This is a genomic window from Saccharopolyspora phatthalungensis (assembly GCF_014203395.1).
Taxonomy (GTDB): domain Bacteria; phylum Actinomycetota; class Actinomycetes; order Mycobacteriales; family Pseudonocardiaceae; genus Saccharopolyspora; species Saccharopolyspora phatthalungensis.
The window spans coordinates 537,503-562,483 of the sequence record NZ_JACHIW010000001.1 but is presented as its reverse complement, the minus strand read 5'-3'; the positions used below and the strand labels follow the sequence as shown (position 1 = coordinate 562,483).

Sequence of the window (24,981 nt, the reverse complement as noted above, 5' to 3'; positions counted from 1 at the left end):
GTCGGTCTGCCTGAGCAAGAGAGTTGTGGCTCACGCAGTCCTCCGAAGTTCCTCAGCCGTGCAGTCCGCACTCGGTCTTGGCGCTGCCCGCCCAGCGCCCGCTGCGCGGGTCGGCGCCGGGCGCGGGTTTGGCGGTGCAGGGCTGGCACCCGATCGACGGGTAACCGGCCTGCACCAGCGGGTTGACCAGCACGCCGTGCTCGTCGATGTAGTGCTGCATGTCGTCGTCGGACCAGGCGGCCAGCGGATTGATCTTGACCAGGTTGTTGCGCTCGTCCCAGGTCACGATCGGCGTGTTGGCGCGCGTCGGCGCCTCCACCCGGCGCACTCCGGTTACCCACGCCTCGTAGCGGGCCAGGGTGTTGCGCAGTGGCACCACCTTGCGCAGGAAGCAGCAGCGGTTCGGATCCCGCTCGAACAGCCGCGGGCCCTCGCTGGCGTCCTGCTCGGCGACGGTCTGCGCGGGGATGGCGTTGACGATGTTGACGTCGTAGACCTGCGCGACGGCGTCGCGGGTGCCGATGGTCTCGGCGAAGTGGTAGCCGGTCTCCAGGAACAGGATCTCCACGCCCGGCTTGGCCTTGGCCGCCAGGTCGACCAGCACCGCGTCCTGCATGTTCGACGCGACGATCAGCCCGTCGCCGAAGGTGTCGACGGCCCAGCGCAGGGCTTCCTCGGCACTGGCCTCGGCCAACCGCGCCGCGGCCTGCTCGACCAATGCGCGCAGCTCGTCGTCGCCGCGCCGGGAGCCGATGTTCGTGGTGGTGTCGGCAGTCATGGTTCTCCGTTTCCTCCGAGGGCCAGCCCGACCAGTCGCACGGTGAAGACCCGAAGACACGACCCGCACCGCCACGCCCCGGACGGCTCGGTCTCGGGGGTGAGTTCCTCGTCCCCGCAGTAGGGGCAGTAGAACGGCACCGCCCGGCCTTCCGGTTGGCTCACTTGAGGTCGTCTTCCTCGGCCCGGGCGACCCACTGCGCGAAGCGCTCGCCGGCGGCGCGCTGGTCCAGGTAGCGGCGCACCAAGCGCTCCACGTAATCCCCGAGCTCGGCGGAGGTGACCTTGTGGCCGCGGATCTTGCGGCCGAAGCCGGCGTCCTGGCCGAGTCCGCCGCCCAGGTGCACCTGGAAGCCCTCGACCTGTTCGCCGTTGGCGTCCGGGACCATCTGACCCTTCAGGCCGATGTCGGCGACCTGCGTGCGGGCGCAGGCGTTCGGGCAGCCGTTGAGGTTGATCGTCACCGGGTCGGTGACATCGCCCTGGATGTCGGCCAGTCGCTCTTCCAGGTCATTGACCAGCGCGATCGCCCGCTGCTTGGTCTCCACGATGGCCAGCTTGCAGAACTCGATACCGGTGCAGGCCATCACGTTGCGCCGCCACGGCGACGGGTCGGACCGCAGGCCCAGGTTGGCCAGTTCCGCGACCAGACCGTCCACTTCGGACTTCGGGACGTCGAGGACCAGCAGGTTCTGCTCGACGGTGGTGCGGATGCGGCCGGAACCGACCCGCTCGGCGGCCTTGGCGACCGCCATCAGCGTGGAACCACTGACCCGGCCGGCCGCGGACTTCGCGCCGACGTAGAAATTGCCGTCGGCCTGCGGGTGCACCCCGATGTGGTCGCGGTGGCCGGCCGGTGTTTCCGGCGCGGGGCCATCGAGCAGCTTGCGGCCCAGGTATTCGTCCTCCAGCACCTGGCGGAACTTCTCCGCGCCCCAGTCGGCGACCAGGAACTTGATCCGGGCGCGGTGCCGCAACCGCCGGTAGCCGTAGTCGCGGAAGATCTGCACCACGCCGTGCCACACCTCGGCGACCTCGTCGAGCGGCACCCAGGCGCCCAGCCGCACCGCCAGCTTCGGGTTCGTCGACAGGCCGCCGCCGACCCACAGGTCGAAGCCGGGCCCGTGCTCCGGGTGCACGACGCCGACCAGCGAGACGTCGTTGATCTCGGGCACCGTGTCCCAGCGCGGCGAACCGGAGATCGCGGTCTTGAACTTGCGCGGCAGGTTGGACAGCGACCGGTCGCCGATGAACCGCTCGGAAATCTCCTTGATCGCCGGGGTGGCGTCGACGATCTCGTCGGCCGCGATGCCGGCCACCGGCGAACCCAGCACCACGCGGGGGCAGTCGCCGCAGGCCTCGGTGGTGGACAGCCCGACGGCCTCCAGCTTCTGCCAGATCGTCGGCATGTCCTCGACCCGCACCCAGTGCAGCTGGATGTTCTGCCGGTCGGTGATGTCGGCGGTGTCGCGCGCGTAGGTCTGCGAGATCTCACCGACGGTGCGCAGCTGCTCGGTGGTCAGCGCACCGCCGTCGATGCGGACCCGCAGCATGAAGTAGCGGTCATCGAGCGCTTCGGGCTCGATCGTGCCGGTGCGCGCGCCGGGGATGCCCGGGGCGCGCTGGGTGTACAAGCCCCACCACCGGAAACGACCCCGCAGGTCGGCCGGGTCGATCGAGTCGAAGCCGCGGTGGGCGTAGATCGTCTCGATGCGCTGCCGAACGTTCAGCGGATTGTCGTCCTTCTTGGAGCGCTCGTTGGCGTTGAGCGGCTCACGGTAGCCGAGCGCCCACTGGCCCTCGCCGCGCGTCTTGCGTTTGCGGGCGGGACGAGCAGGGGCTTCCGTCGGGGGGACCATGTCCGACCTCCGGGATTCGGGCGCGGCAGCGCCGCGTGGAATCCCGTCGCCGGTGACGGTTCTCACTGCTCGGCGCCCCCGACGCCGACTGGATAGAACGCGGCGGCGGGATTCAATCCTTGGCGCGGCACAGCGCGCTGGACACTCGCCGCAGGTCCACATAGCGGCGGGTGACCAGCAGGAGCCTCGGCAAGGTCGCACCCATGCGAAGCAGCGTGCCACGCGCTCACCGGCCGGTCCAACCCCATCCGAATGGTGAGACAGTGGTCGAGTGCCTGCTCTACTGCCCGCCGGGGAACCCGCCCCGGCCGACGGAACGCTACCGGCCGAGGCCCTGACCGGGCTGGGTTCGCGGCCGTTCGGGGTGTACGTCCACGTGCCGTTCTGCGCCACCCGCTGCGGCTACTGCGACTTCAACACCTACACCGCCGACGAGCTGGGCTCAGCTGCGAGTTTCGGCAGTTGGCTGGATGGTCTGCGGGCGGAGCTGGACCTGGGGGCGCGGGTGCTGGCGGCGGGCGAGCGGCCGGTGCCGGCCGCCGAGACGGTGTTCGTCGGCGGCGGCACGCCATCGCTGCTCGGCGCCCGGCGGCTGGGCGAGGTCCTGGCGGCGATCCGGGAGTCCTTCGGGCTCGGCGATGCGGCGGAAATCACCACCGAGTCCAACCCGGAGTCGACCTCGCCGGAGTTCTTCGCCGGGATCCGCGAAGCCGGGTTCAACCGGGTTTCGCTGGGCATGCAGTCGGCCGCCGAACACGTACTGCGGGTGCTGGAGCGGCGGCACACCCCGGGCCGCGCGGTGGCGGCCGTCGGCGAGGCGCGCACGGCCGGCTTCGAGCACGTCAACCTGGATCTGATCTACGGCACACCGGGGGAGACCGACGAGGACCTGCGGGCCTCGCTGGACGCGGTGCTGTCCACCGGGGTCGATCACGTCTCGGCGTATGCGCTGATCGTCGAGGACGGCACCGCGATGGCGCGCAAGGTCCGCCGGGGCGAGCTGCCGATGCCCGACGACGACGTGCTCGCCGATCGCTACGAACTGATCGACGGAGTGCTCGGCGAGGCGGGTCTGGGCTGGTACGAGGTGTCCAACTGGGCTCGCGACGACGAAGCCCGCTGCCGTCACAATCTCGGCTACTGGCAGGGCGGCGACTGGTGGGGCGCCGGGCCGGGCGCGCACAGCCACGTCGGCGGTGTCCGCTGGTGGAACGTCAAGCACCCGGCCCGCTACGCGGCCATGCTGGCCGAGGGCAACTCGCCTGCTGTGGGGCGGGAACTTCTCAGCGCCGAGGACCAGCGCATCGAGCGGATCATGCTCGAACTCCGCCTGGCCACGGGCTTTCCCGTGGAGATACTCGACGAGCCGGCCCGCCTGGCGGCGAAGCAGCTGGTGGCAGACGGTCTGCTCCGGCGCGACGCCCTGGCGGCGGGCCGCTGTGTCCTAACGAATCGAGGACGCCTCCTGGCGGACGGAGCCATCCAACGGCTGATCGGCTGAAGCGGGTCAACGAATTGGATGGCGCTTCAGAGGCGCTGATATTCCTTGAAACCGCCACGGGAGGCGTCCAGGTCGAGGACTCGCGCGTGCAGCACCGTGCGCTGGTGCAGAGCGGAGCGCAGGGCCCGGTGCAGGCCGTCTTCCAGGTAGAGCTCGCCGCGCCAGCGGACCACGTGCGGGAACAGGTCGCCGAAGAACGTCGAGTCCGGGCTCAGCAGCCGGTCGAGGTGCAGCACCTTGGTGGTGGTGACCAACTCTTCCATCCGCACCGGGCGCGGCGGGATCTTGGCCCAGTCCCGCAGCGACAGCCGGTGGTCGGGATACGGTTGTCCCTCCCGGACATCCTTGAAGATCACGGCAGCTGCCACCTCCCGGCGAACGGCGCAATCCGGTGCCTGCCCCACGTGCGGCTCTCGGCTCCGGCGTATGAACACCGTAAGCTCGATGGTGGTACCGCAAGTGCTGCTGGGGCGCGAAGGAGGTGGGGCGGGTGAGTGCGGATGAACGCCGCTTCGAGGTCCTGCGGGCTATCGTGGCCGACTACGTGTCGACCAAGGAGCCGGTGGGGTCGAAATCGCTCGTCGACCGCCACAACCTCGGGGTGTCCAGCGCCACGGTCCGCAACGACATGGCGGCGCTGGAGGAGGACGGGTTCATCGTCCAGCCGCACACCAGCGCCGGGCGGGTGCCCACCGACAAGGGCTACCGGTTGTTCGTGGACCGGTTGCACGAGGTCAAGCCGCTGACCGAGGCCGAGCGTCGCGCGATCCACAAGTTCCTTGAAGGGGCGATGGACCTCGACGACGTGATGCGCCGCAGCGTGCGGCTGCTGGCCCAGCTGACCCAGCAGGTGGCCGTGGTTCAGTACCCCACGCTGACCCGGTCGACCGTCCGGCACGTCGAGGTGGTCACCATCACCCCGGCCCGGCTGATGTTGGTGCTGATCACCAACACCGGTCGCGTCGACCAGCGGATGGTCGACCTCGGCGACGTGATCACCGACGAGGACGTCGCCCGGCTGCGCAACGTGCTCAACGCGTCGATGACCGAGAAGCGGCTCGCCGACGCCTCAGCCGCGGTGGCCGAGCTCCCCGAGCAGGCGCCGTCCGAGCTGCGCGACGCGCTGGTCCGGGTGTGCAGTGTGCTCATCGAGTCTTTGGTGGAGCATCCGGAGGAGCGGATGGTGCTCGGCGGCACCCCCAACCTGACCCGCAACGTCGCGGACTTCCCCAACTCGCTGCGCCAGGTCTTGGAGGCGCTCGAAGAGCAGGTCGTGGTGCTCAAGCTGCTTGCCGCGGCCCGCGACTCGGGCACCGTGCGGGTCAGCATCGGGATGGAGAACGAGGCCAAGGAGATGCAGACGACCTCGGTGATTTCCACCGGATACGGTTCGGATGGGATGGTGCTGGGCGGCCTGGGCGTGGTCGGACCTACCCGGATGGACTACCCGGGCACCATGGCGGCGGTCCGAGCCGTCGCCGCATACGTTGGTGAGATCTTGGTCGGTCGGTGACGGTTCACCGGCGCGCGACCGGCGTGTACTCGTTGATCGAGCAGAGGAAGTACGGAGAAGGTGGCCAGGGACTACTACGCGACCCTCGGGGTGGCCAGCGACGCGACACCCGAGCAGATCAAGCGGGCGTACCGCAAGCTCGCACGTGAACTGCACCCGGACGTCAACCCTGATGAGGCCGCGCAGGAGCGGTTCCGTGAGGTGACGACCGCCTACGAGGTGCTTTCGGACCCGAAGAAACGGCAGGTCGTCGACCTGGGCGGCGATCCGCTGTCCAACGGCGGCGGCGCCGGTGGCGGCATGGGCGACCCCTTCGCCGGTTTCGGCGGGCTGGGCGACATCATGGACGCCTTCTTCGGCGGCGGGGGAGCCGGCGGCGGCCGCGGCCCGCGCAGCCGGGTCCAGCCGGGTTCGGACGCGCTGTTGCGGCTGGAGCTGACCCTTGAGGAGTGCGCCAGCGGCGTCAACCGGGACATCACCGTAGACACGGCGGTGCTCTGCGACTCCTGCGACGGCGGCGGTTCGCGGGCCGGCAGCGCCCCGTCGACCTGCGACACCTGCGGTGGTCGCGGCGAGGTGCAGTCCGTGCAGCGGTCGTTCCTGGGGCAGGTCATGACGTCCCGGCCGTGCCCGGTCTGCCGCGGATTCGGCGAGGTCATCACCGATCCGTGCCAGCAGTGCGGCGGCGACGGCCGGGTCCGCGCGCGGCGCACCATCACCGTCAAGATCCCGGCCGGGGTCGGCGACGGGATGCGGGTGCGGCTGGCCGGCGAGGGTGAGGTCGGGCCCGGCGGAGGACCGGCTGGTGACCTGTTCGTCGAGGTCGAGGAGCTGCCGCACGAGCGGTTCACCCGCGACGGCGCGGACCTGCACTGCACCCTCGAACTGCCGATGACGGCCGCCGCGCTGGGCACCGTGCTCGTCCTGGAGACCCTCGACGGTGGACGGGAAGAGCTCGCCGTCGAGCCGGGCACCCAGCCCGGCACCGAGCACGTGCTCGCCGGTCGGGGCCTGCCCAAGCTGCGGTCCAACGGCAGGGTCAGCGGACACGGCGACCTGCATGTGCACCTCGATGTCGTGGTGCCGACCCGGCTCGACGAAACGCAGTCGGACTTGCTGCGGCAGCTCGCCTCGTTGCGCGGCGAGGAGCAGCCGGAGCCCACGGTGACAGCCAACGGCAACGGCAACCGGCACGGGCTGTTCTCCCGTTTCCGGTCCTTCGGTCACCGCTGAAGCAGGTGAACTCGTGGTGCGCGGGTGGTCACCGGCCGCGCTGCGCATGTGGGCCAAGCGGCTCTGCCGCTTCGAAGACAAGAACTGAGCAGCCTATGAGGGCGAAGTCAATTGGTGATGTTTCCGGTTTTGGGCGTGCGGCAGTGTCCCCGCGGGTGTGCGGGGTTGATCATGGTGGGTGGTGATGTGGTGGGTGGCGTGACTGGCCGGGGTGGCGGGTGCCTGCGCCCACTCTCCGTGCTCGACCTAGCGAACAACCGGGTTTGTCCCAACAGCCCTCATCCGAGCTTGGGTGGAGGGTGGGCGGGGCGCCCCTGCTCAGTTCCGGGTTCTGCCCAAGGAGGAGTCGGGTTCGCCCCGCCCATGGCCAGTGTCGCGCTATGCGGCCTGCGGCGCCACCTCCTTCGTAGTGCCGGCGGCAACCGCCGGATCCCAGGCCACCCGGCGGGTGACGACCACGAACAGCTGTCGCAGCAGTGCCGCTGCGAGGGCCGTGCGGGCTTGTCCCGGGCGCAGCGGGTTGGTTTCACGGGTGGTCAGGTGCGTATAGCGGGCGGTGTAGACCGGGTTGTGGGTCAGTGCGCCCCAGATGGCCCGCCAAGCGGCGGTGCGCAGTCCGGGGCGGCCGCGGCGGGAGACCGTGGTGATGCCGTGAAAGTTCCCGGATTCGTTGGCACGTGGGCACAACCCCGCATGCTTGACCCAGGTTCGGGCACAGTCGAAGCGCGCTGGGTCGCCGGTCTCGGCGAGGATGGCGGCGGCCCCGACGACCGACAACCCCGTGATGGTGGTGACCAACGTGGACAGTTCCAGGGTGTCGAGGACCTCGATCATGCGGGCCTCAACGTCGGCGAGCTGCCCCAGGGCATGGTGCCAGTCGTCGAGTGCGTAGGCCGCTCGTTCGCAGGCCGCGGCTTGCTCGGTAGCAACCCCGCCAGGTGTGCGAGCGGCGTCGAAGATCGCGCGCAGAATGCGCAGATTGCGGCGGCTGCCACCCCAGCGGGGAAGTTCGTCACGCACTGCCGCGGCAAAGGCATCAAAGCCCATCGCCATGATCCGGGCCGGGTCGGTGGACACCGCCATGGCCACCCGCCAGGTCAGCGTGTCCAAAGGCTTGCTCGCGGTGGACAGCACCGCAGGCCAGGCACACTCCAGCAGATCACGCAAACGCTGCCGGGCCGACCCCGCGGCAACAAGCTGATCGGCACGGCGAGCCCCCAGATGCCGCAGGCGACACCAGTGCCCCTCCAGCACATAGGGCACGTAGCAGCGCAGTTCCGTGACGCGTTTGGCGATGATCGTGGCGTCTTTGAAGTCCGACCGGTCGCGGGTGAAGTCCTCTTCCTCCCGGCCACGGTGCACCAGCATCGGGTTCACACACACCAGCTCAACTCCGCGAGCGCGGGCCCGGTCCAGCAGCGGCTTCCAGCGATGCCCGGTCGGCTCGCACCCCAGCACCACACCGGCGAACCCCGCCTTGGCGGCGACCGGCCCGGCCCAGTCCAGGATGTCATCGATCACCCACGCATCCCCGCTGAACATGCGTCGGCCCAGCACCCGCGAATCGTGATCGGCGACCACCGCCGCCTGTTTGGCCGAGGCCAGATCGACTGCGACCACCGCGAACTCGCGGCGCACGATCGATCGCAACCGGGTCAGCCGCTCGTTCCGACGACGATCACCGCGCGTAAGCGCCCTGACATGAGGCACAGCATCCTCCTCGATAGCAACTGATCCAGAACCCGAACACTCACAAGAAGGAGACCTGCGCAATGAACTCCGGATCAACCACTACCCGTACTTACTAGGCCGGACGTGTCGGAATCCTCGCTGCCGGTGTTCTCCGTCGAGCGGCTGCCGGCCGTCGGCGCAACCACATTGGACGGCCCGGAAGGCAAGCACGCGGCCACCGTGCGCCGTTTGCGGGCCGGTGAGCAGCTGCTGCTCTCGGACGGCCAGGGCGGCTTGGCGCGTTGTGAAGTGGCTGCGTCGGCGAGGGATTCCCTGCGGCTCTCGGTGGCCGAGACCTGGCACGTCCCGCAGCCCGCGCTTCGGGTCCGGCTGGCGCAGGCGCTGGTCAAGGGCGATCGCGGGGAACTCGCGGTGGAACTGGCCACCGAAGCGGGAGTGGACGCTGTGGTGCCGTGGCGGGCCGCCCGGTGTGTGGCGAAGTGGGACGACGGCCCGCGCGGCGCGAAGGCGCTGGCGAGATGGCGCAGCACGGCCGCGCAGGCGGCGAAACAGGCGAGGCGGGCGTGGACACCGCTCGTCGACGATCCGGTCAGCACCAGGCAACTCGCCGAGTTGGTCGGCCGCGCCGATGCGGCGCTGGTGCTGCACGAGTCGGCGACCACGCCGCTGGCGTCGGTCGACCTACCCGCCGCGGGTGAACTCGTGCTGGTCGTAGGCCCGGAGGGCGGCGTGGCCAGCGACGAACTCGCGACGCTGACCGACGCTGGTGCGCAAGTCGTCCGCTTGGGCCCGACGGTTCTGCGTGCCTCGACCGCCGCCGCTGTCGCGCTCGGCGCCGTCGGCGTCCGCACCGACCGCTGGAACTGACCAGTCGGGCGAATTGACGGTTCACCTGAGAGAGGGGCGATTTCGCGCGAGCCCGCTACCGCAACCACGCGGCGTTGACGTACCGCTAAGAAGATCAAAAACTTCGCTCGATCCGTAGCGCGAACGGTTGAAGGAGCGATACGCTCGGTGTGCGAAAGATCGCGGCGGGATTTTCGTCGCAGCCGGTGCCGCACGGGGCATCGGACCCCAGACTCGCCGGATACCTCCCCCCTTAGTCCGGCGAGGGCTGCGCCGCAAACGGGGCTACCCCCAGACCCGATTGCGGCGCAGCGCACTGGAGATGTGACCGGCACCGGGCTCGCGATGATCGAACCGCGTCGGGTGGCTCGGATAACCTTCCGGCATGAGCGACATGGACTCCTTGTTCCTGCGGATCATCGCCCGTGAGATCCCGGCCGACGTGGTGCACGAAAACGACCAGGTGATCGCGATTCGCGACATCAATCCGCAGGCGCCCACCCACGTGCTCGTCGTGCCGAAGAAGCGCTACCGCAACGTGGCCGAGCTGGCCGCCGCCGACCCGGGACTGCTGGCCGAGCTGATCGCCGTGGCCCACAACATCGCAGAGCGGGAAGGCATTGCCGACTCCGGCTACCGGCTGCTGTTCAACACCAACTCCGACGCCGGGCAGACGATCTTCCACGTGCATCTGCACCTGCTCGGCGGCGAACCGCTCGGCGGGCTGACCGGCGGTCCCATCAGGGGCTGACCGCGGCGTCGATCAGGTGGCGGTGACGGCGGCAATCTGATTGCCGAGTGGACTACCATCGACGCCAGGGAGAACTGACCGAACGACCCGCGCGAACGCGCAGAAAGCAGGCCCGAACACACGTGGCCGGTATTGCAGCGGGTGGAGCCGCCGCCCAGTCCGGAGAGCACCGCCAGAGCGCAGCCCAGCAGGCAACAGCGCAGTCGAAGGTGACCGTTCCCGACGACGTCGTGTTGACGCTGGTCGGATCCAGGGACGAGAACCTTCGGGTCGTGGAGGATGTGCTCACTGCCGATGTTCATGTCCGGGGCAACGAGGTGACGCTGTCCGGGGATCCCGCGGAGGTCGCGTTCGCCGAACGGGTGTTCGCCGAGCTGATCGCGTTGATCGCCAAGGGCAACCAACTCACGCCGGATACCGTTCGCCGCAGCGTCGCGATGCTCTCGGCCGACCACACCGAGTCGCCGGCCGACGTGCTCAGCCTGGACATCGTGTCCCGGCGCGGCCGGACGATCCGGCCCAAGACGCTCAACCAGAAACGCTACGTCGACGCCATCGACCACCACACCGTGGTGTTCGGCATCGGCCCGGCCGGTACCGGCAAGACGTATCTGGCGATGGCCAAGGCGGTGCAGGCGCTGCAGGCGAAGCAGGTCAACCGGATCATCCTCACCCGCCCCGCCGTCGAGGCGGGCGAGCGGCTCGGGTTCCTGCCGGGAACCCTCTACGAGAAGATCGACCCGTACCTGCGGCCGCTGTACGACGCGCTGCACGACATGGTCGAGCCGGAGTCGGTGCCGCGGCTGACGCAAGCAGGCACCATCGAGATCGCGCCGCTGGCCTACATGCGCGGGCGCACGCTCAACGACGCGTTCATCATCCTCGACGAGGCGCAGAACACCACGCCCGAGCAGATGAAGATGTTCCTGACCCGGCTGGGCTTCGGCTCCAAGATCGTGGTCACCGGTGACGTCACGCAGATCGACCTGCCCGGCGGGCAGCGCAGCGGGCTGAAGGTCGTACAGCAGATCCTCGATGGCGTCGACGACGTGCACTTTTCCCTGCTGGACAGCCACGACGTGGTGCGGCACCGGCTGGTCACCGACATCGTCAACGCCTACGACCGCTGGCACGCCCTGGAGGACGCCGACCACCACGAGCAGTCGGGTCGGCGCAACGGGCAGCGACGGGGACGCGCATGAGCATCGAGATCGCCAACGAATCCGGCGTCGCAGTGCCCGAGGCGTCCATCGTCTCGGTCGCCCGGTTCGCCCTGGACAAGATGAGCGTCAGCCAGCTCGCCGAGCTGTCCATCGTGCTGGTGGAGCTCGATGTGATGGCCGACCTGCACGAGCGGTGGATGGACCTGCCGGGACCCACCGACGTGATGTCGTTCCCGATGGACGAGTACGACTCGGCCCGCCGCCCCGACGCCGCCGGGTCCGGCCCGGCGCTGCTGGGTGACATCGTGCTCTGCCCGGCGTTCGCCAGGGACCAGGCCCGTAAGGCGGGGCACAGCCTGCTGGACGAGCTGCATCTGCTCACCGTGCACGGAGTGCTGCACTTGCTCGGCTACGACCACGCCGAGCCGGAGGAGGAGCGGGAGATGTTCGGCCTGCAGAACCGGATCCTGGCCGACTACCGCACGGCCCGGGACGAGGCCGAGCAGGCGGCCGCGCAGCGCAGCGCGGACGCCCGGGTGCTGGGTGCTGTCGGGCTGGACGAGCCGGAGTCGCCGCGGGGCGGCCCGGCCGCCACCAACTAGGGGAGTCGGCGGTGGCGTTGACCGATTCCACCGCGTTTTTGATCACCGTGGTGCTGCTGGTGCTGGCGGCCGGGGTCTTCGCGGCATCCGAAGCCGCCATTACGGTTGCCTCCCGCGCCCGTGCCGAGGAGCTGGTTCGTGCGGGCCGCAGCGGTGCCAAGCAGCTTGCGCAGCTGCTGGCCGACCGACCGCGGCATGTCAACCTGCTGCTGTTGCTGCGGCTGGCGTGCGAGATGGGAGCGACGGTGCTGGTCACCGTGGTGGCCCTCCGGATGGCCAACTCCGAGGCATGGGCGGTGGTCATCGCCGGGCTGATCATGTTGGTCGCGTCTTACGTGCTGGTCGGCGTCGGCCCGCGCACCCTCGGCCGGCAGCACCCCTACAGCATCGGGCTCAAGGTGGCCGCGCCGGTGCGGGTGCTGGCCAGGCTGCTCAACCCGCTGACCAGGCTGCTGATCCTGATCGGGAACATGATCACCCCGGGCAAGGGCTTCCGGGAAGGGCCGTTCTCGACCGAGGTGGAGCTGCGCGAGCTGGTCGACCTCGCCGGTGAGCGCGGTGTGGTGGCCGCAGGCGAGCGCGAGATGATCCACTCGGTGTTCGAGCTCGGCGACACCCTCGCCCGCGAGGTGATGGTGCCGCGCACCGAGATCATCTGGATCGAGCAGACCAAGTCCGCCCGGCAGGCGCTTGCGCTGTGCCTGCGCTCCGGGTTCTCCCGCATCCCGGTAATCGGCGAGAGCGTCGACGACATCGTCGGCGTGGTGACCCTGAAGGACCTGACCCGCGCCGTGGTGGACGGCCGCGACGAGGCCGGCCCGGCGGTCGCGGAGCTGATGCGCCCGGCTAGCTTCGTGCCGGACACCAAGCGCCTGGACGAACTGCTCGGCGAGATGCAGCTGTCCCGCAGCCACCTGGCCATCGCCGTCGACGAGTACGGCGGCACCGCCGGACTACTGACCATCGAGGACATCATCGAGGAGATCGTCGGCGAGATCACCGACGAGTCGGACCTTGAGGAACGCCGCCCGATCGAACGGCTCGACGACGGCACCGTGCGGGTCAGCTCGCGGCTGCCGGTCGAGGACCTAGGCGAGTTGTTCGACGTGGAACTCGACGACTCCGATGTGGAGACTGTCGGCGGGCTGCTGGCGCAGCGGCTCGGCCGGGTGCCGCTGCCCGGCGCGGAGACCGAGATCGCCGGGCTGCGACTGCGCGCCGAGGGCGGCAAGGACCACCGCGGAAGGATTCGCATCAACGCGCTGCTCGTCCGCCCGGTGAACACAGAGCAAGCACCGCTGCGCGGTGCCGACCAGGAGGGAAGCAACACTCGTGGCTGAGCACGTCGAAGCGGCGGCCCCGCAGGAAATCGACCCGGAGGACGCCAAGATCGTCACGCTCGCGCGGTCGTCCAGGGCCCGCACCGGGGCCGCTGAGGGCGCGGCGGTGCGCGACACCGACGGCCGCACATACGCGGCGTGCACGGTCGCCCTCCCGTCCTTGCACCTGACCGCCCTCCAGGCGGCCGTGGCCGCCGCGGTCGCCAGCGGTGCCGAGGGCCTAGAAGCCGCTGCGGTCGTCACCGACGCCGACGCGGTCGACAACGCATCCGTGGCCGCGGTTCACGACCTCACCCGCGCCGCCCCGATCTTGCGCGCGGACGCGCGCGGCGATGTCGTCGGCGTTCTCGCCTGACCGGTTTCGAGTCGAGGGCATCCTCAACCAAGCGACGCGGTTAAGGCGCCCTACGCGCATCACCAGGTGGCGGGAGCTGTGCCCGGTGCGTCCGGCTGGGGGGTCGATCGGCACAATGGTGCGGTGACCAGCTCCGCAGATGTGCACCGCTCCGGATTCGCCTGCTTCGTCGGCCGCCCGAACGCCGGGAAGTCGACGCTGACGAACCATCTGGTCGGCTCGAAGGTGGCGATCACCTCCAGCAAGCCGCAGACCACCCGGCACGCCATCCGCGGCATCGTGCACCGCCCCGACGCGCAGTTGATCATTGTGGACACTCCGGGCCTGCACCGGCCGCGCACCCTGCTCGGGCGGCGGCTCAACGACCTGGTGTACGAGACGTGGTCCGAAGTGGACGTGGTCGGGTTCTGCGTGCCCGCCGACCAGAAGGTCGGTCCGGGGGACCGGTTCATCGCCGAGCAACTGAAGAAAGTCGCGCGCCGCACCCCGGTGCTGGGCATCGTGACCAAGACCGACCTGGTGAGCAAGGAACAGGTCGCGCAGCAACTGCTGGATCTGCAGCAGTTGATGGATTTCGCCGATCTGGTGCCGGTGTCCGCAATGGATTCGTTCCAGGTCGACGTGCTGGCCGATCTGCTGGTCGGCCAACTGCCGGAGGGGCCGCAGCTGTACCCGGACGGCGAGCTGACCGACGAGCCCGAGACGACGCTCATCGCCGAGCTGATCCGCGAGGCGGCGCTGGAAGGCGTGCGCGACGAGCTGCCGCACTCGCTGGCCGTCACCATCGAGGAGATGATCCCTCGCGAGGGTCGCGATGACCTGATCGACGTGCACGCGGTGCTCTACGTCGAGCGCTCCAGCCAGAAGTCGATCGTCATCGGCCGCGGCGGGGAACGCCTGCGCGCGGTCGGCACCCAGGCCCGCAAGCACATTCAGGCGCTGCTGGGCAGCAAAATCTACCTCGACCTGCACGTCAAGGTCGCCAAGGACTGGCAGCGCGATCCGAAACAGCTGCGCAAACTGGGGTTCTGATCACAACTTCGCCGCGGATTGCCGGGAACCGTCCTTGCCGGGGCCACGTCTCAGGTACGTTGCTGGCCGGTCTTCGAGCATGGACGAAGGCACCCATCGGCTTTTTGTTGGAACAGTTGAAGGAATTATCGTGACGAATCCCTATGGCGGCCCACCCTCGGGGCCCCAGCCGCAGGACCCCTACGGTCAGCAGCAGGGCGGATACGGTCCGCCGTCGGGGCCTATGCCCCAGCAGCCGTATGGCCAACCGAGCCCCTACGGGCAGCCGAACCCATACGGCCAGCAGCCCGGCATGGGTGGCGCGCCGCCGAACAACAACATCGGTTGGGGCATCGGCTCGATCTTCTTATGCTGGCCGTTCGCGATTCCGTCGCTGATTAAGGCCACCTCGGTGCAGAACCTGTGGGCCCAGGGCCAGTACCAGCAGGCCCAGGCCGCCGCGGACGACGCCAAGAAGTGGGGCAAGATCGGGATCATCGCCGGCGCGAGCTGGTGGGTCCTGATCATCCTGATCTACGTGGTCCTCATCGTCATCGGTATCGCCGCGGCGAGCTCCTAATCAAGTCGTGCCGTTGCGGGCAGATCTGCGCTGACCGCAACGGCAATCGCAAAACTCATTCCTGTGGGGAGCCATGGCAAACCCGTCCGATCCCGACGGCGTCCCGGCGCAGCAGCCGGTGCCGGCGCCGCCACCGCAGTACGGATATGCCGCGCAGTTCGGCGTCACCCCGGTGCCCGTGAACAACAACCTGGGCTGGGCCATCGCCGGGCTGCTGGTGTGCTGGCCCTTCGGGATTCCATCGCTGATCAAGTCGCTCCAGGTCAACTCGCTGTGGTACCAGGGCCAGTTCGACCAGGCGCGGTTTGCCGCCAATGAGGCCAAGAAGTGGGGCAAGATCGCCGTCATTGTCGGCGCGATCCTGCTGGGCCTGTACGTGCTGGCGTTCGTCGCCTACTTCGTGATCATGATCGCGGTTTTCGGTTTCACCGCCACGTCAAGATGATGACCGCTACGCGGCACCGTGCGATGCTGTTACCCGCCGCGACGGTGCTGGTCGGTTGCGCGGCGGCCGGTGTGGTGCTGGCCGCCGACCCGACCTCCGACGCGGGATTCCCGTTGCCGCCTTGCCCCGTCAAGTGGCTGACCGGGCTCGACTGCCCCGGCTGCGGCGCGACCCGCATGTTCTACAGCCTGCTGCACGGCGACCTGCTGTCCGCGCTGCACTACAACGCGGCAGCGGTCGTGTTCATCCCGTTCTTCCTGTGGACCTGGGGCGCCTGGGCGCTCGGCCGCTGGCGCGGTCGGCGGATCCCGACCTGGGAGCAGTGGCGCTGGTCCCCGCTGGTCGGGCTGGTCCTGATCGCCGTCTGGTCGATGATCAGGAACCTGCCGTTCCCGCCGTTCAACGCGCTCTACGTCTAGGTTCTGTCGCTACGCGGAATGTCCTCGGATTTCGCCGCGTGGCTTCGCCGCCCGTCGCCCACGGGTGTGATGATGGGTGGGTGAGCCTCTACCGGGATACCGCGGTCGTGCTGCGGGTGCAGAAGCTGGGCGAGGCGGACCGGATCATAACCTTGCTGACCCGTCGATACGGCAAAGTTCGGGCGGTCGCCAAGGGAGTGCGCCGGACGACGTCGCGGTTCGGCGCGCGGGTCGAGCCGTTCTGCCACGTCGACTTGCAGCTCTACACCGGCCGCACGCTCGACGTGATCACCCAGGTGCAGACCGTGGATGCCTTCGGCGTGCACATCGTCGACGACTACCGGCGCTATACCGCGGCCTGCGCGGTGCTGGAGACCGTCGACCGGCTGGCCGCCGAGGAAGGCGAGCCGGTGCTGCGGCTCTATCTGCTGGCCATCGGTGCGCTGCGCGCGTTGGCCGGTCGGGAACGCGATTCCTCGCAGGTGTTGGATGCTTTCTTGCTTCGCGCGATGTCGTTCGCGGGTTGGGCGCCGGCGCTCGCCGAGTGCGCGCGTTGTGGTGCGGCGGGTGCACACGCGGCGTTCAACGTGCAGGCCGGCGGCGCGGTGTGCGTCCGGTGTCGTCCCGCCGGTTCGGTGCGCCCCTCGGTGGAGACGTTGACGCTGATGGAGTCGTTGCTGCACGGCGACTGGCCCACCGCGGAGCAGGCCACCAGTTCGGTCCGCCGGGAGGCCAGCGGCCTGATCGCGGCGCACCTGCAGTGGCACATGGAACGGCAGTTGCGGTCGTTGCCGTTGGTCGAGCGGACCGTGCCCGAACTGATCCGGGAGCGCGCGGCCGATGCCGCGCTGGTCGCCGTGGCCGAGGACGGCGCGGGACAGGCGCTGCATTGACGATCGACCTGGGCGAGGACAATGAGTACCTTACGCCCAGCAGTCCGAAGGAGAACCCAGTTATGTTGCGACGCCGTGGGCGGGCCAAGGACGACCTGACCGTGCGGGCACCGGACCCGCACGCCTCGGGTGCCAAGCCGCCAGCGTTGCCACCCGAATTCGTGCCCAAGCACGTCGCCATCGTGATGGACGGCAACGGCCGCTGGGCCAACGAGCGCGGGCTGCCCCGCATCGAGGGGCACAAGCGGGGCGAGGCGGTCGTGCTGGAACTCGCCCGGGGCGCGATCGAGATCGGCGTGAAGTGGCTTTCGCTGTACGCCTTCTCCACCGAGAACTGGAAGCGGAGTCCCGACGAGGTCCGGTTCCTGATGGGCTTCAACCGCGACGTGATCCGGCGCCGCGTCGACGAGCTCGACGAACTCGGTGTGCGGGTGCGCTGGGCGGGCCGCAAGCCGCGGCTGTGGCGCAGCGTGGTGAACGAGTTGCAGTCCGCCGAGGCCCGCACGCGGCACAACGACGTCATGAACCTGACCATGTGCGTCAACTACGGTGGCAGGGCCGAGGTCGGGGACGCCGCGCGCGAGATCGCCCGGTTGGCGGCGGCAGGGCAGATCAACCCGGAGCGGGTGGACGAGCGCACCGTGGCCCGTTACATGTACCAGCCCGAGATGCCGGACGTGGACCTGTTCATCAGGCCGTCCGGTGAGAAGCGGACCTCGAACTTCATGCTCTGGCAGTCCGCGTACGCCGAACTCGTCTTCCAGGACACCCTATTCCCCGATGTGGATCGTCGGCACTTGTGGCGCGCGTGCGAGGAGTACGCGCATCGCGACCGGCGATTCGGCGGGGCCATCGATCGGGCGGCGGCCGGTGAGCCCGCAGATTCCGCCCAGGAGGGCAATTGATGACCCAGGAGGCCGCAACCACCGCGCGGTTGATGACTGCTGCGAAGGAAGCGTTGGAGAACTACCACGACGTGCACGTCGACGACGACGGTGCGCTCACCTTCCGGCACGCCGAAGTTCCGTGTGCGGTGCAGGCGATGCAACTGGCCGAGGGGCTGACCGTGCTGAGCCTGACCTGCGTGGTCGCCTGGGACCTGCCGCCCAGCGACGAGCTCGCGCAGTCGGTCGCGGAGCGCGCCGGGCAGGGCCTGTTCGGCACGCTCGGGGTGGTTCGCAACGAGCGCGGCATGGACGTGACCCTGCGCTACGCCTTCCCGGCGGAGGGGATGGCGCCGACGCCGTTGGGCACCCTGCTGATGCTGGTGGTGGCGACCGCGTCCCAGCTGCGCACCGAATTACTCACGGAACCCGAGGGAACCCCCCAGTAGCGGTGCATCGCGGCGCAGTGCGAACGATTATCAGTTCGAACTGGCACCATGATCGGGTGACCGAGATCGCTGATCCGCCGCGCGCGCGGCGCCCTGTCGTCACCTCATTGGAGGTGCTCTGCGCCCTGCTGGTCGTCGCGGCGGTGTTCCAGCAGCAGCTGAGTTCGATGCTGAACGTCCCCGCGCTCCGCACCGGCTCGACCGTATTCGTCGCGGTGTGCGTACAGGCCATGCCGTTCCTGGTGCTCGGCGTGCTGGTCAGCGGCCTGATCGCGGCGTTCGTCCCACCGGAAGCGCTACGCCGGTTGCTGCCGGCCAACTCCGCTGCCGCGGTGCCGGTCGCGGGCATCGTGGGGGTGGCGCTGCCCGGTTGCGAGTGCGCCTCGGTGCCGGTGGCGCGCCGGTTGATGCAGCAGGGCGTCGCACCGGCCGCGGCGTTGGCGTTCCTGCTGGCCGCGCCGGCGGTGAACCCGATCGTCCTGGTGTCCACCGCGGTCGCCTTTCCGGCTGAGCCAAGGATGGTGCTCGCCAGATTCCTCGGTTCGCTGCTGACGGCATGCGTAATGGGCTGGCTCTGGGCCCGGCTGGGCAGCGCCGAATGGCTCGCCGAGCGGGCGCTGAGCCGGATCGAGGCACACCAGGCACCCGGCAGCAGCCGGTGGGTTGTGTTCGCCGAGTCCGCCCGGCATGATCTGGTCGAGGCGGGCGGTTTCCTGGTGCTGGGCGGCCTGACCTCGGCGGTGTTCAACGTCGTCGTGCCCGCGGAATGGCTGGAGTCGCTCGGCGGGCAGCCGATCGTGGGCGTGCTGGTCATGGCGGTGCTCGCGGTGGTCCTTGCGTTGTGCAGCGAGGCCGACGCGTTCGTGGTGGCGTCGATGCCGGGCCTGCCGTTGGTCCCGAAGCTGGTGTTCCTGGTCGTCGGTCCGGCCGTGGACCTCAAGCTGATCGCGCTGCAGTCCGGCGCTTTCGGCCGCCGCTTCACCGTCCGGTTCGCCCCGGCCACGTTCATGGTGGCGATCGGCTGCGCGGTCGGGGTCGGTGCCGTCCTGCTGGGAGGTTCGTGATGCGCCGGGAAACGCAGAACCTGCTGTTGTTGCTGCTGGGCGGCGCGCTGCTCAAGATCGCTCTCGGCGGCAGCTACCTCCGCTACGTCAAACCCTCGCTGTTCCCGTGGCTGGTGGCCTCCGGCGTGATCATGATCGCGCTCGGAGTTTTCGCGATCGTCCGCGACATCCGCGCCGGCGGGGCCGACCAGCACGAGCACAACTCGCGCAGCCCCTGGATGCTGCTGCTACCGGTGTTCGCGATCTTCCTGATCGCTCCGCCGGCCCTCGGCTCGGACTCGGTGACCCGGGATCGGGTGGCGGCGCCCTCGGCCCCGAAGGAATCCCTGTTTCCGGACCTGCCGCCGGAGGAGGCTCCGCTGCTGGGCATGTCGGAGTTCGTCACCCGCGCCATCTGGGACGACAGCGGTGCCCTGAACGGCCGGACGGTGCGCCTCCAGGGCTTCGTGGTGCACCCGAAGCCGGGAACCACGCAGCTCGCCAGGATGCGCATCAGTTGCTGCGCCGCCGACGCGGCCCCGGTGAAGGTCGACCTCGCGGCGCCGGCGCAGGCCGCGGAGCTCCCGTCGGATACCTGGATCGAGGTGACCGGCAAGCTCCGGCCGGGCACGGCCACCGACGCCAATGACTACGTGCCGACGCTGGAGGCGAGGCTGATCCGCCCGATCCCCACCCCGCAAGACACTTACGAATACTGATCTCAACAGATTGGTGACCGCTTGGTCGGCCGGTGCGATTGCGTGAGCCATCAGCAGCCCCGTGCCGGTCGCGCAGCGCCATGCGAAGAGACCGGAACTACTGGAAACGTGGAGGCGTCAGAGGCCGCGAGCCGTGCACTCGGGGCAGGAGCCGATGATCTCGACGGTGTGGCTGACCTCGGAGAAGCCGTGCTCCTGGCCGATCCGCTCGGCCCAATTCTCCACCGGCGGGTCGGCGACCTCGACGGTCCGCCCGCAGTGCCGGCACACCAGGTGATGGTGGTGGTGGCTGGAGCACCGCCGGTACACCGCCTCGCCCGACGGGTTGCGCAGCACGTCGACCTCGCCCGCGTCGGCCAGGGTTTGCAGCGTGCGGTAGACCGTGGTCAGGCCGATACCCTCGCCCTGCCGTCGCAGCTCCTCGTGCAGTTCCTGGGCGGAGCGGAAGTCGTCGATCTGGTCCAGCAGGTTCGACACCGCCGCCCGCTGCTTGGTGGCCCGCAGTCCCGGTACGCCGGCCGCGGGACCCTCGCCGGTGGTCACTCCGCCTCCTGTCCGCCGTTGGATTGGATGGAACGTGCCGCCGGACCGCGGGGGCGGGTGCCGGCGATCTCCTCGGCGTGCGCGGCGGCGTCCACCACGATGTGCGCCAGGTGCTCGTCGACGAGCCGGTAGACGACTTCCCGCCCGTGCCGCTCGCCGTAGACGACCCCGGCCGACTTCAGCACCCGCAGGTGCTGGCTGATCAGCGGCTGGGCCACGTCGAGCGCGTCGACCAGCTCGTGCACGCAGCGTTCCGAGACCCGCAGTTGCAGGACGATCGCGATGCGCACCGGCGCGGCGAGCGCTCGCAGCAGCTCCCCGGCCTCGACCAGGATCCGCTGGTCCCGCAGCGGGGCCGGGTGCGCATCCCGCTCCGGCGAGTGCACGTGGTCGTCGGGGTTGTCCAACCTGCCGGGGCCCGCAGTCGACCGGGCCGGCTCGGAATCCGGGCTGACGACGGGCATTGTTTCCTTTCCGGCGAGCCTCGACGTGGGATCGCCTGCCTGCGGTGACGTCGGCTGAGCAGGCGCCCGAACAGTGGCCTGCGCGCGGGGACGTTCCACGCAACCCATCCTACGGGTACGTCCCACTTGACCTGTCACATCAATACCGCACGCCGTTCGGCGGCACCGCCCCGCCCGGTGGCCAGCCCGGGCGAACGCCATCGGGGCCGGGATCGGTACGCTGGGAAACTCCAGCCCTACCAGCTGGTTCGACGTATCCAGTGATGATTCCGGAGTGAACGTGCCCGCCGACCAGATCGACACGATCGTCAATCTTTGCAAGCGCCGTGGTTTCGTCTACCCGTCCGGCGAGATCTACGGCGGTACGCGGTCGGCCTGGGATTACGGACCGCTCGGCGTCGAGCTCAAGGACAACATCAAGCGCCAGTGGTGGAAGTCGATGGTGCAGGGCCGCGACGACGTCGTCGGCCTGGACTCCTCGGTGATCCTGCCCCGCCCCGTCTGGGAGGCATCCGGGCACGTCACCGCCTTTCACGACCCGCTGGTGGAGTGCACCTCCTGCCACCACCGCTTCCGCGCCGACCAGCTCGCCGAGGAGTACGCCGAGCGCACCGGCAAGGAGATCGCCGAGGACGACCTCTCCGACGTCCCGTGCCCGAACTGCGGCACCCGCGGCCAGTACACCGAGCCGCGCGAGTTCAACATGATGCTCAAGACCTTCCTGGGCCCGGTGGAGAGCGAAGAGGGGATGCACTACCTGCGGCCGGAGACCGCGCAGGGCATCTTCGTCAACTTCGCCAACGTGATGACCACCGCGCGCAAGAAACCGCCGTTCGGCATCGGCCAGATCGGCAAGTCGTTCCGCAACGAGATCACGCCCGGCAACTTCATCTTCCGGACCCGCGAGTTCGAGCAGATGGAGATGGAGTTCTTCGTCGAGCCCGGCGAGGACGAGCAGTGGCACCAGTACTGGATCGACGAGCGCACCCGCTGGTACACCGACCTCGGCATCAACCCGGACAACCTGCGCAGCTACGAGCACCCGAAGGAAAAGCTCTCGCATTACGCGAAGCGCACCGTCGACATCGAGTACCGGTTCCGGTTCGGTGGCCAGGAGTGGGGTGAGCTGGAGGGCATCGCCAACCGCACCGACTTCGACCTCACCACGCACTCGAACCACTCCGGAGTGGACCTGTCCTACTTCGACCAGGCCAGCAACTCCCGGTACCGGCCGTACGTGATCGAGCCGGCGGCGGGCGTGGGGCGGCCGATGATGGCGTTCCTGATCGACGCCTACCACGAGGACGAGGCGCCCAACGCCAAGGGCGGCGTGGACAAGCGCGTGGTGCTGAAGCTGGATCGCCGGTTGGCGCCGGTGAAGGTGGCGGTGCTGCCGCTGTCGCGCAACCCGGAGCTGTCGCCGAAGGCTCGCGACATCGCCGCGCAACTGCGCCGCAACTGGAACGTCGACTTCGACGACGCCGGTGCGATCGGCCGCCGCTACCGGCGGCAGGACGAGGTCGGCACGCCGTTCTGCGTGACGGTCGACTTCGATTCGCTGTCCGACCACGCCGTCACCGTCCGCGAACGCGACACGATGTCGCAGGAGCGGGTGGCGATGGACAAGTTGGAGGAGTACCTGGCGGCCCGGCTTCCCGGCTGCTGAGCGGGGAGTGCGCCCGGCGGCGTTTCGAACGCCGTCGGCCTGGTTTCCGAGAGCGGTTGAGTAGGTTGGACATCCCGAATCTGCACAACCATTGACGCGGTCGATCGCGCCCGGCTTGCGCCGGGCCCGATCGGCGGCCGCGGTCCCGAAGGTCTGTGAGGATGCCAACGTGAGCCCTCATCGAGCCGTCCATCGGCGTCGGTCGGCCGGCCGAGTGCTCGGGCGCGCCGTGATCGGCGCCTTGCTCATCGCGGTGCTCGTGGTCGGCGGAACCGCGTTCCGCGTGTGGCAGGTGGCCCGCGCCGACGACCGGCGGCCGGTGGACATCGTCGTCGTGCTCGGGGCCGCGCAGTACCACGGCAAACCCTCGGACGTGCTCGAAGCACGGCTGAAACAGGCGCTGAAGCTCTACCGGGACGGCCTGACCGACTACGTCGTCACGGTCGGCGGCCGACTGCCCGGCGACGCCTACACCGAGGCGCAGGCCGGCAAGAAGTGGCTGGCCGACAGCGGCGTGCCCAGCGACAAGATCGTGGACGTCGACGTCGGCAGGGACACGCTGGGCAGCATGCAAGCTGTCGCGCACCTGTCCCAGGAGAGAGGCTGGACGCGCGCGCTCATCGTGAGCGACCCCTGGCATTCGCTGCGGGCGCGTACGATGGCTAACGACCTAGGGCTTGAGTCGTGGGCGTCGCCGGCCCGCTCGGGGCCGGTGGTGCAGACTCGCGAGTTCCAGTTCCGTTACATCGTCCGCGAAACGGGTGCGTTGCTGTACTACCGGTTGACGCACGCCCCGGCGGAACTGACCGGCGACGGGCTGGGCTAGCTGCGGTGGTATGTCGGCTTTGGGCCGTAATCTGTGCGCGATGAGCACCGACGACCCCGCAGGCGGCACCACGCCCGGTTACCACGAGCACGACCTTCGGCGGCTGTTGCCAGAGCCGCCGAAGTCAGCCGTGCCCGTAGGGGCTCGTTCGGACGATCGCAGCCCGTTCGCGCGGGACCGGGCGCGGGTACTGCACTCGGCGGCGCTGCGCCGGTTGGCGGGCAAGACGCAGGTCGTCGGCCCGGAAGAGGGCGACGTGCCGCGCACCCGGCTGACCCACTCGCTGGAGGTGGCGCAGATCGGGCGGGGCATCGCCACCGCGCTGGGCGCCGATCCCGACCTGGTGGACACCGCCGGGTTGGCGCACGACATCGGGCATCCGCCGTTCGGACACAACGGCGAGCAGGCGTTGAACGACGTGGCCGACGGCTGCGGAGGTTTCGAGGGCAACGCGCAGACCCTGCGCATCCTCACCCGGTTGGAGCCGAAATTGGCCGAATCCGGTGACATTGGCCGCGGCTTGAACCTGACCCGCGCGTGCCTGGACGCGGCGACGAAGTATCCGTGGCCGAAACGCCCGGGCCAAGCCAAGTTCGGGGTCTACCCGGATGACTTGGCGGTGTTCGAGTGGCTGCGCGAGTCCGCGCCGCCGGACCGCCGGTGCCTGGAGGCTCAGATCATGGACTGGTCCGACGACGTGGCCTACTCGGTGCACGACGTCGAGGACGGGGTCTTGTCGGGCCGGATCTCGCTGCGTTCGCTGACCAGTGCCGACGAGCGGGCGGAGATCGTCCGGATGGCCGCCAAGCATTTCTGGGGCGACGGCCCAGAGGACACCGCCGGCTTGCTCGAACACGCCGCGGCGGAGTTGGTGCGGTGGCCGGTGGTGGCCGCCGTGCTGGACTACGACGGGACCTTTCGGGCGCAGGTCGCGCTCAAACGGCTCACCAGTGAACTGGTCGGGCGGTTCGTGGCCGCGGCGGTGACCGGGACGCGGGAGCGGTTCGGAGCGGGGACGCTGACCCGGTATGGCGCCGATCTGATCGTGCCCGAGCCGGTGGTGGCCGAGGTGGCCGTGCTCAAGGCCGTCGCGCTGCGGTACGTGATGAGCGATCCGCGGCGGTTGCGGATGCAGGAACGGCAGCGGGCGATGTTGGTGGAGCTGGTTCGGGCGTTGGCCGAACGGGCGCCGGAATCACTTGACCCGGCGATGGCAGCGGCCTGGCACCGGGCGGCCGACGACCCGGCGCGGCTGCGGGTGGTGTTGGACCAGGTCGCGTCGTTGACGGACGCGCAGGCGACCGCATGGCATCGAAAACATGTACGGAACGTGGCCGATTCGGTGTGATATTCGTCCGAAAGGGAAGAGTTGATCTGGTATTCACCCGCAAAATCCTTACCCAGAGT

The 24,981-nt window shown here is 69.3% G+C and carries 29 protein-coding genes; 21 read left to right on the top strand and 8 right to left on the bottom strand.

Annotation, left to right across the window (positions count from 1 at the left end; all coding sequences use genetic code 11):
* Positions 1 to 52 precede the first annotated feature (52 nt).
* The 4 genes from BJ970_RS02440 to BJ970_RS39350 form a co-directional block, all read right to left on the bottom strand.
* Positions 53 to 778 carry a phosphoadenylyl-sulfate reductase gene (locus BJ970_RS02440; protein WP_184723114.1) on the bottom strand — a complete coding sequence of 242 codons (726 nt, stop codon included), beginning with the start codon at positions 776 to 778 and terminating at the stop codon, positions 53 to 55.
* Entirely contained in the window at positions 775 to 942 is a 168-nt protein-coding gene (locus BJ970_RS02435; protein WP_184723111.1) for a hypothetical protein, read from the bottom strand. The genes BJ970_RS02440 and BJ970_RS02435 overlap by 4 nt, the downstream gene beginning before the upstream one ends.
* Positions 939 to 2,636, bottom strand: a complete 1,698-nt coding sequence (locus BJ970_RS02430) for a nitrite/sulfite reductase (RefSeq protein WP_184723108.1) — start codon at positions 2,634 to 2,636, stop codon at positions 939 to 941. The genes BJ970_RS02435 and BJ970_RS02430 overlap by 4 nt, the downstream gene beginning before the upstream one ends.
* 112 nt (positions 2,637 to 2,748) lie before the next feature.
* Positions 2,749 to 2,841 (bottom strand): putative leader peptide, encoded by a 93-nt coding sequence (locus BJ970_RS39350; protein ID WP_312864070.1) that lies wholly within the window; start codon positions 2,839 to 2,841, stop codon positions 2,749 to 2,751.
* 66 nt (positions 2,842 to 2,907) lie between these two features.
* On the opposite strand from BJ970_RS39350, the gene hemW reads away from it, so the two are divergent.
* Positions 2,908 to 4,137 carry a radical SAM family heme chaperone HemW gene (gene hemW, locus BJ970_RS02425; RefSeq protein ID WP_184723105.1) on the top strand — a complete coding sequence of 410 codons (1,230 nt, stop codon included), beginning with the start codon at positions 2,908 to 2,910 and terminating at the stop codon, positions 4,135 to 4,137.
* Between the two features lie 26 nt (positions 4,138 to 4,163).
* On the opposite strand, the gene BJ970_RS02420 is transcribed toward hemW, so the two are convergent.
* On the bottom strand, positions 4,164 to 4,493 hold the full coding sequence (locus BJ970_RS02420) for a type II toxin-antitoxin system VapB family antitoxin (protein ID WP_184723102.1): 330 nt from the start codon (positions 4,491 to 4,493) through the stop codon (positions 4,164 to 4,166).
* A gap of 134 nt (positions 4,494 to 4,627) precedes the next feature.
* On the opposite strand from BJ970_RS02420, the gene hrcA reads away from it, so the two are divergent.
* Both hrcA and dnaJ read left to right on the top strand, forming a co-directional pair.
* Positions 4,628 to 5,650, top strand: coding sequence for a heat-inducible transcriptional repressor HrcA (gene hrcA, locus BJ970_RS02415; protein ID WP_312864069.1), 1,023 nt, complete (start codon positions 4,628 to 4,630; stop codon positions 5,648 to 5,650).
* A gap of 60 nt (positions 5,651 to 5,710) precedes the next feature.
* On the top strand, positions 5,711 to 6,883 hold the full coding sequence (gene dnaJ / locus BJ970_RS02410; RefSeq protein WP_184723096.1) for a molecular chaperone DnaJ: 1,173 nt from the start codon (positions 5,711 to 5,713) through the stop codon (positions 6,881 to 6,883).
* Positions 6,884 to 7,261: 378 nt separating this feature from the next.
* On the opposite strand, the gene BJ970_RS02405 is transcribed toward dnaJ, so the two are convergent.
* On the bottom strand, positions 7,262 to 8,593 hold the full coding sequence (locus BJ970_RS02405; protein WP_184723093.1) for a transposase: 1,332 nt from the start codon (positions 8,591 to 8,593) through the stop codon (positions 7,262 to 7,264).
* A gap of 105 nt (positions 8,594 to 8,698) precedes the next feature.
* Here BJ970_RS02405 and BJ970_RS02400 point away from each other — a divergent pair, with 105 nt between their 5' ends.
* From BJ970_RS02400 to BJ970_RS02330, 15 genes are all read left to right on the top strand, one after another.
* Entirely contained in the window at positions 8,699 to 9,442 is a 744-nt protein-coding gene (locus tag BJ970_RS02400; RefSeq protein WP_184723090.1) for a 16S rRNA (uracil(1498)-N(3))-methyltransferase, read from the top strand.
* Positions 9,443 to 9,806: 364 nt separating this feature from the next.
* Positions 9,807 to 10,172 (top strand): histidine triad nucleotide-binding protein, encoded by a 366-nt coding sequence (locus tag BJ970_RS02395; protein WP_184723086.1) that lies wholly within the window; start codon positions 9,807 to 9,809, stop codon positions 10,170 to 10,172.
* Between the two features lie 122 nt (positions 10,173 to 10,294).
* Positions 10,295 to 11,374 (top strand): PhoH family protein, encoded by a 1,080-nt coding sequence (locus BJ970_RS02390; protein ID WP_184723083.1) that lies wholly within the window; start codon positions 10,295 to 10,297, stop codon positions 11,372 to 11,374.
* A complete protein-coding gene (gene ybeY / locus BJ970_RS02385; protein WP_184723080.1) occupies positions 11,371 to 11,937 on the top strand; it encodes an rRNA maturation RNase YbeY in 567 nt (188 codons plus the stop codon). The genes BJ970_RS02390 and ybeY overlap by 4 nt, the downstream gene beginning before the upstream one ends.
* Positions 11,938 to 11,954: 17 nt before the next feature.
* Positions 11,955 to 13,277: a hemolysin family protein gene (locus tag BJ970_RS02380; protein ID WP_184728826.1), complete on the top strand. Its 1,323-nt coding sequence runs from the start codon at positions 11,955 to 11,957 to the stop codon at positions 13,275 to 13,277.
* Positions 13,270 to 13,632, top strand: coding sequence for a cytidine deaminase-like protein (locus tag BJ970_RS02375; RefSeq protein ID WP_184723077.1), 363 nt, complete (start codon positions 13,270 to 13,272; stop codon positions 13,630 to 13,632). Before BJ970_RS02380 ends, BJ970_RS02375 begins: the two co-directional genes overlap by 8 nt.
* A 123-nt stretch (positions 13,633 to 13,755) precedes the next feature.
* Entirely contained in the window at positions 13,756 to 14,664 is a 909-nt protein-coding gene (gene era, locus BJ970_RS02370) for a GTPase Era (protein WP_184723074.1), read from the top strand.
* A gap of 130 nt (positions 14,665 to 14,794) precedes the next feature.
* A complete protein-coding gene (locus tag BJ970_RS02365; protein ID WP_184723071.1) occupies positions 14,795 to 15,223 on the top strand; it encodes a CD225/dispanin family protein in 429 nt (142 codons plus the stop codon).
* A gap of 73 nt (positions 15,224 to 15,296) precedes the next feature.
* Positions 15,297 to 15,668 carry a CD225/dispanin family protein gene (locus BJ970_RS02360; RefSeq protein ID WP_184723069.1) on the top strand — a complete coding sequence of 124 codons (372 nt, stop codon included), beginning with the start codon at positions 15,297 to 15,299 and terminating at the stop codon, positions 15,666 to 15,668.
* On the top strand, positions 15,668 to 16,087 hold the full coding sequence (locus tag BJ970_RS02355) for a DUF2752 domain-containing protein (protein ID WP_184723066.1): 420 nt from the start codon (positions 15,668 to 15,670) through the stop codon (positions 16,085 to 16,087). The genes BJ970_RS02360 and BJ970_RS02355 overlap by 1 nt, the downstream gene beginning before the upstream one ends.
* 80 nt (positions 16,088 to 16,167) lie before the next feature.
* Entirely contained in the window at positions 16,168 to 16,980 is an 813-nt protein-coding gene (gene recO, locus BJ970_RS02350; RefSeq protein WP_184723063.1) for a DNA repair protein RecO, read from the top strand.
* Between the two features lie 62 nt (positions 16,981 to 17,042).
* Entirely contained in the window at positions 17,043 to 17,885 is an 843-nt protein-coding gene (locus tag BJ970_RS02345; protein WP_184723060.1) for an isoprenyl transferase, read from the top strand.
* The gene (locus BJ970_RS02340; RefSeq protein WP_184723057.1) at positions 17,885 to 18,313 is read left to right on the top strand and encodes a hypothetical protein; all 429 of its coding nucleotides are present in this window, start codon (positions 17,885 to 17,887) and stop codon (positions 18,311 to 18,313) included. Before BJ970_RS02345 ends, BJ970_RS02340 begins: the two co-directional genes overlap by 1 nt.
* A gap of 56 nt (positions 18,314 to 18,369) precedes the next feature.
* Positions 18,370 to 19,377, top strand: a complete 1,008-nt coding sequence (locus BJ970_RS02335; protein WP_184723053.1) for a permease — start codon at positions 18,370 to 18,372, stop codon at positions 19,375 to 19,377.
* Complete coding sequence (locus tag BJ970_RS02330) at positions 19,377 to 20,075, top strand: TIGR03943 family putative permease subunit (RefSeq protein WP_184723050.1); 699 nt, start codon at positions 19,377 to 19,379, stop codon at positions 20,073 to 20,075. The genes BJ970_RS02335 and BJ970_RS02330 overlap by 1 nt, the downstream gene beginning before the upstream one ends.
* A gap of 117 nt (positions 20,076 to 20,192) precedes the next feature.
* Here BJ970_RS02330 and BJ970_RS02325 read toward each other — a convergent pair whose 3' ends face one another.
* A complete protein-coding gene (locus tag BJ970_RS02325) occupies positions 20,193 to 20,618 on the bottom strand; it encodes a Fur family transcriptional regulator (protein ID WP_184723047.1) in 426 nt (141 codons plus the stop codon).
* Positions 20,615 to 21,082 (bottom strand): ArsR/SmtB family transcription factor, encoded by a 468-nt coding sequence (locus BJ970_RS02320; protein ID WP_184723043.1) that lies wholly within the window; start codon positions 21,080 to 21,082, stop codon positions 20,615 to 20,617. Before BJ970_RS02320 ends, BJ970_RS02325 begins: the two co-directional genes overlap by 4 nt.
* A 280-nt stretch (positions 21,083 to 21,362) precedes the next feature.
* Between BJ970_RS02320 and BJ970_RS02315 the strand changes: the two genes are divergently transcribed.
* The 3 genes from BJ970_RS02315 (at position 21,363) to BJ970_RS02305 (ending at position 24,922) form a co-directional block, all read left to right on the top strand.
* Positions 21,363 to 22,748 (top strand): glycine--tRNA ligase, encoded by a 1,386-nt coding sequence (locus BJ970_RS02315; protein ID WP_184728825.1) that lies wholly within the window; start codon positions 21,363 to 21,365, stop codon positions 22,746 to 22,748.
* Positions 22,749 to 22,917: 169 nt separating this feature from the next.
* Positions 22,918 to 23,574: a YdcF family protein gene (locus BJ970_RS02310; protein ID WP_184723041.1), complete on the top strand. Its 657-nt coding sequence runs from the start codon at positions 22,918 to 22,920 to the stop codon at positions 23,572 to 23,574.
* Positions 23,575 to 23,614: 40 nt separating this feature from the next.
* The gene (locus BJ970_RS02305; RefSeq protein WP_184723038.1) at positions 23,615 to 24,922 is read left to right on the top strand and encodes a deoxyguanosinetriphosphate triphosphohydrolase; all 1,308 of its coding nucleotides are present in this window, start codon (positions 23,615 to 23,617) and stop codon (positions 24,920 to 24,922) included.
* Positions 24,923 to 24,981: the final 59 nt, after the last annotated feature.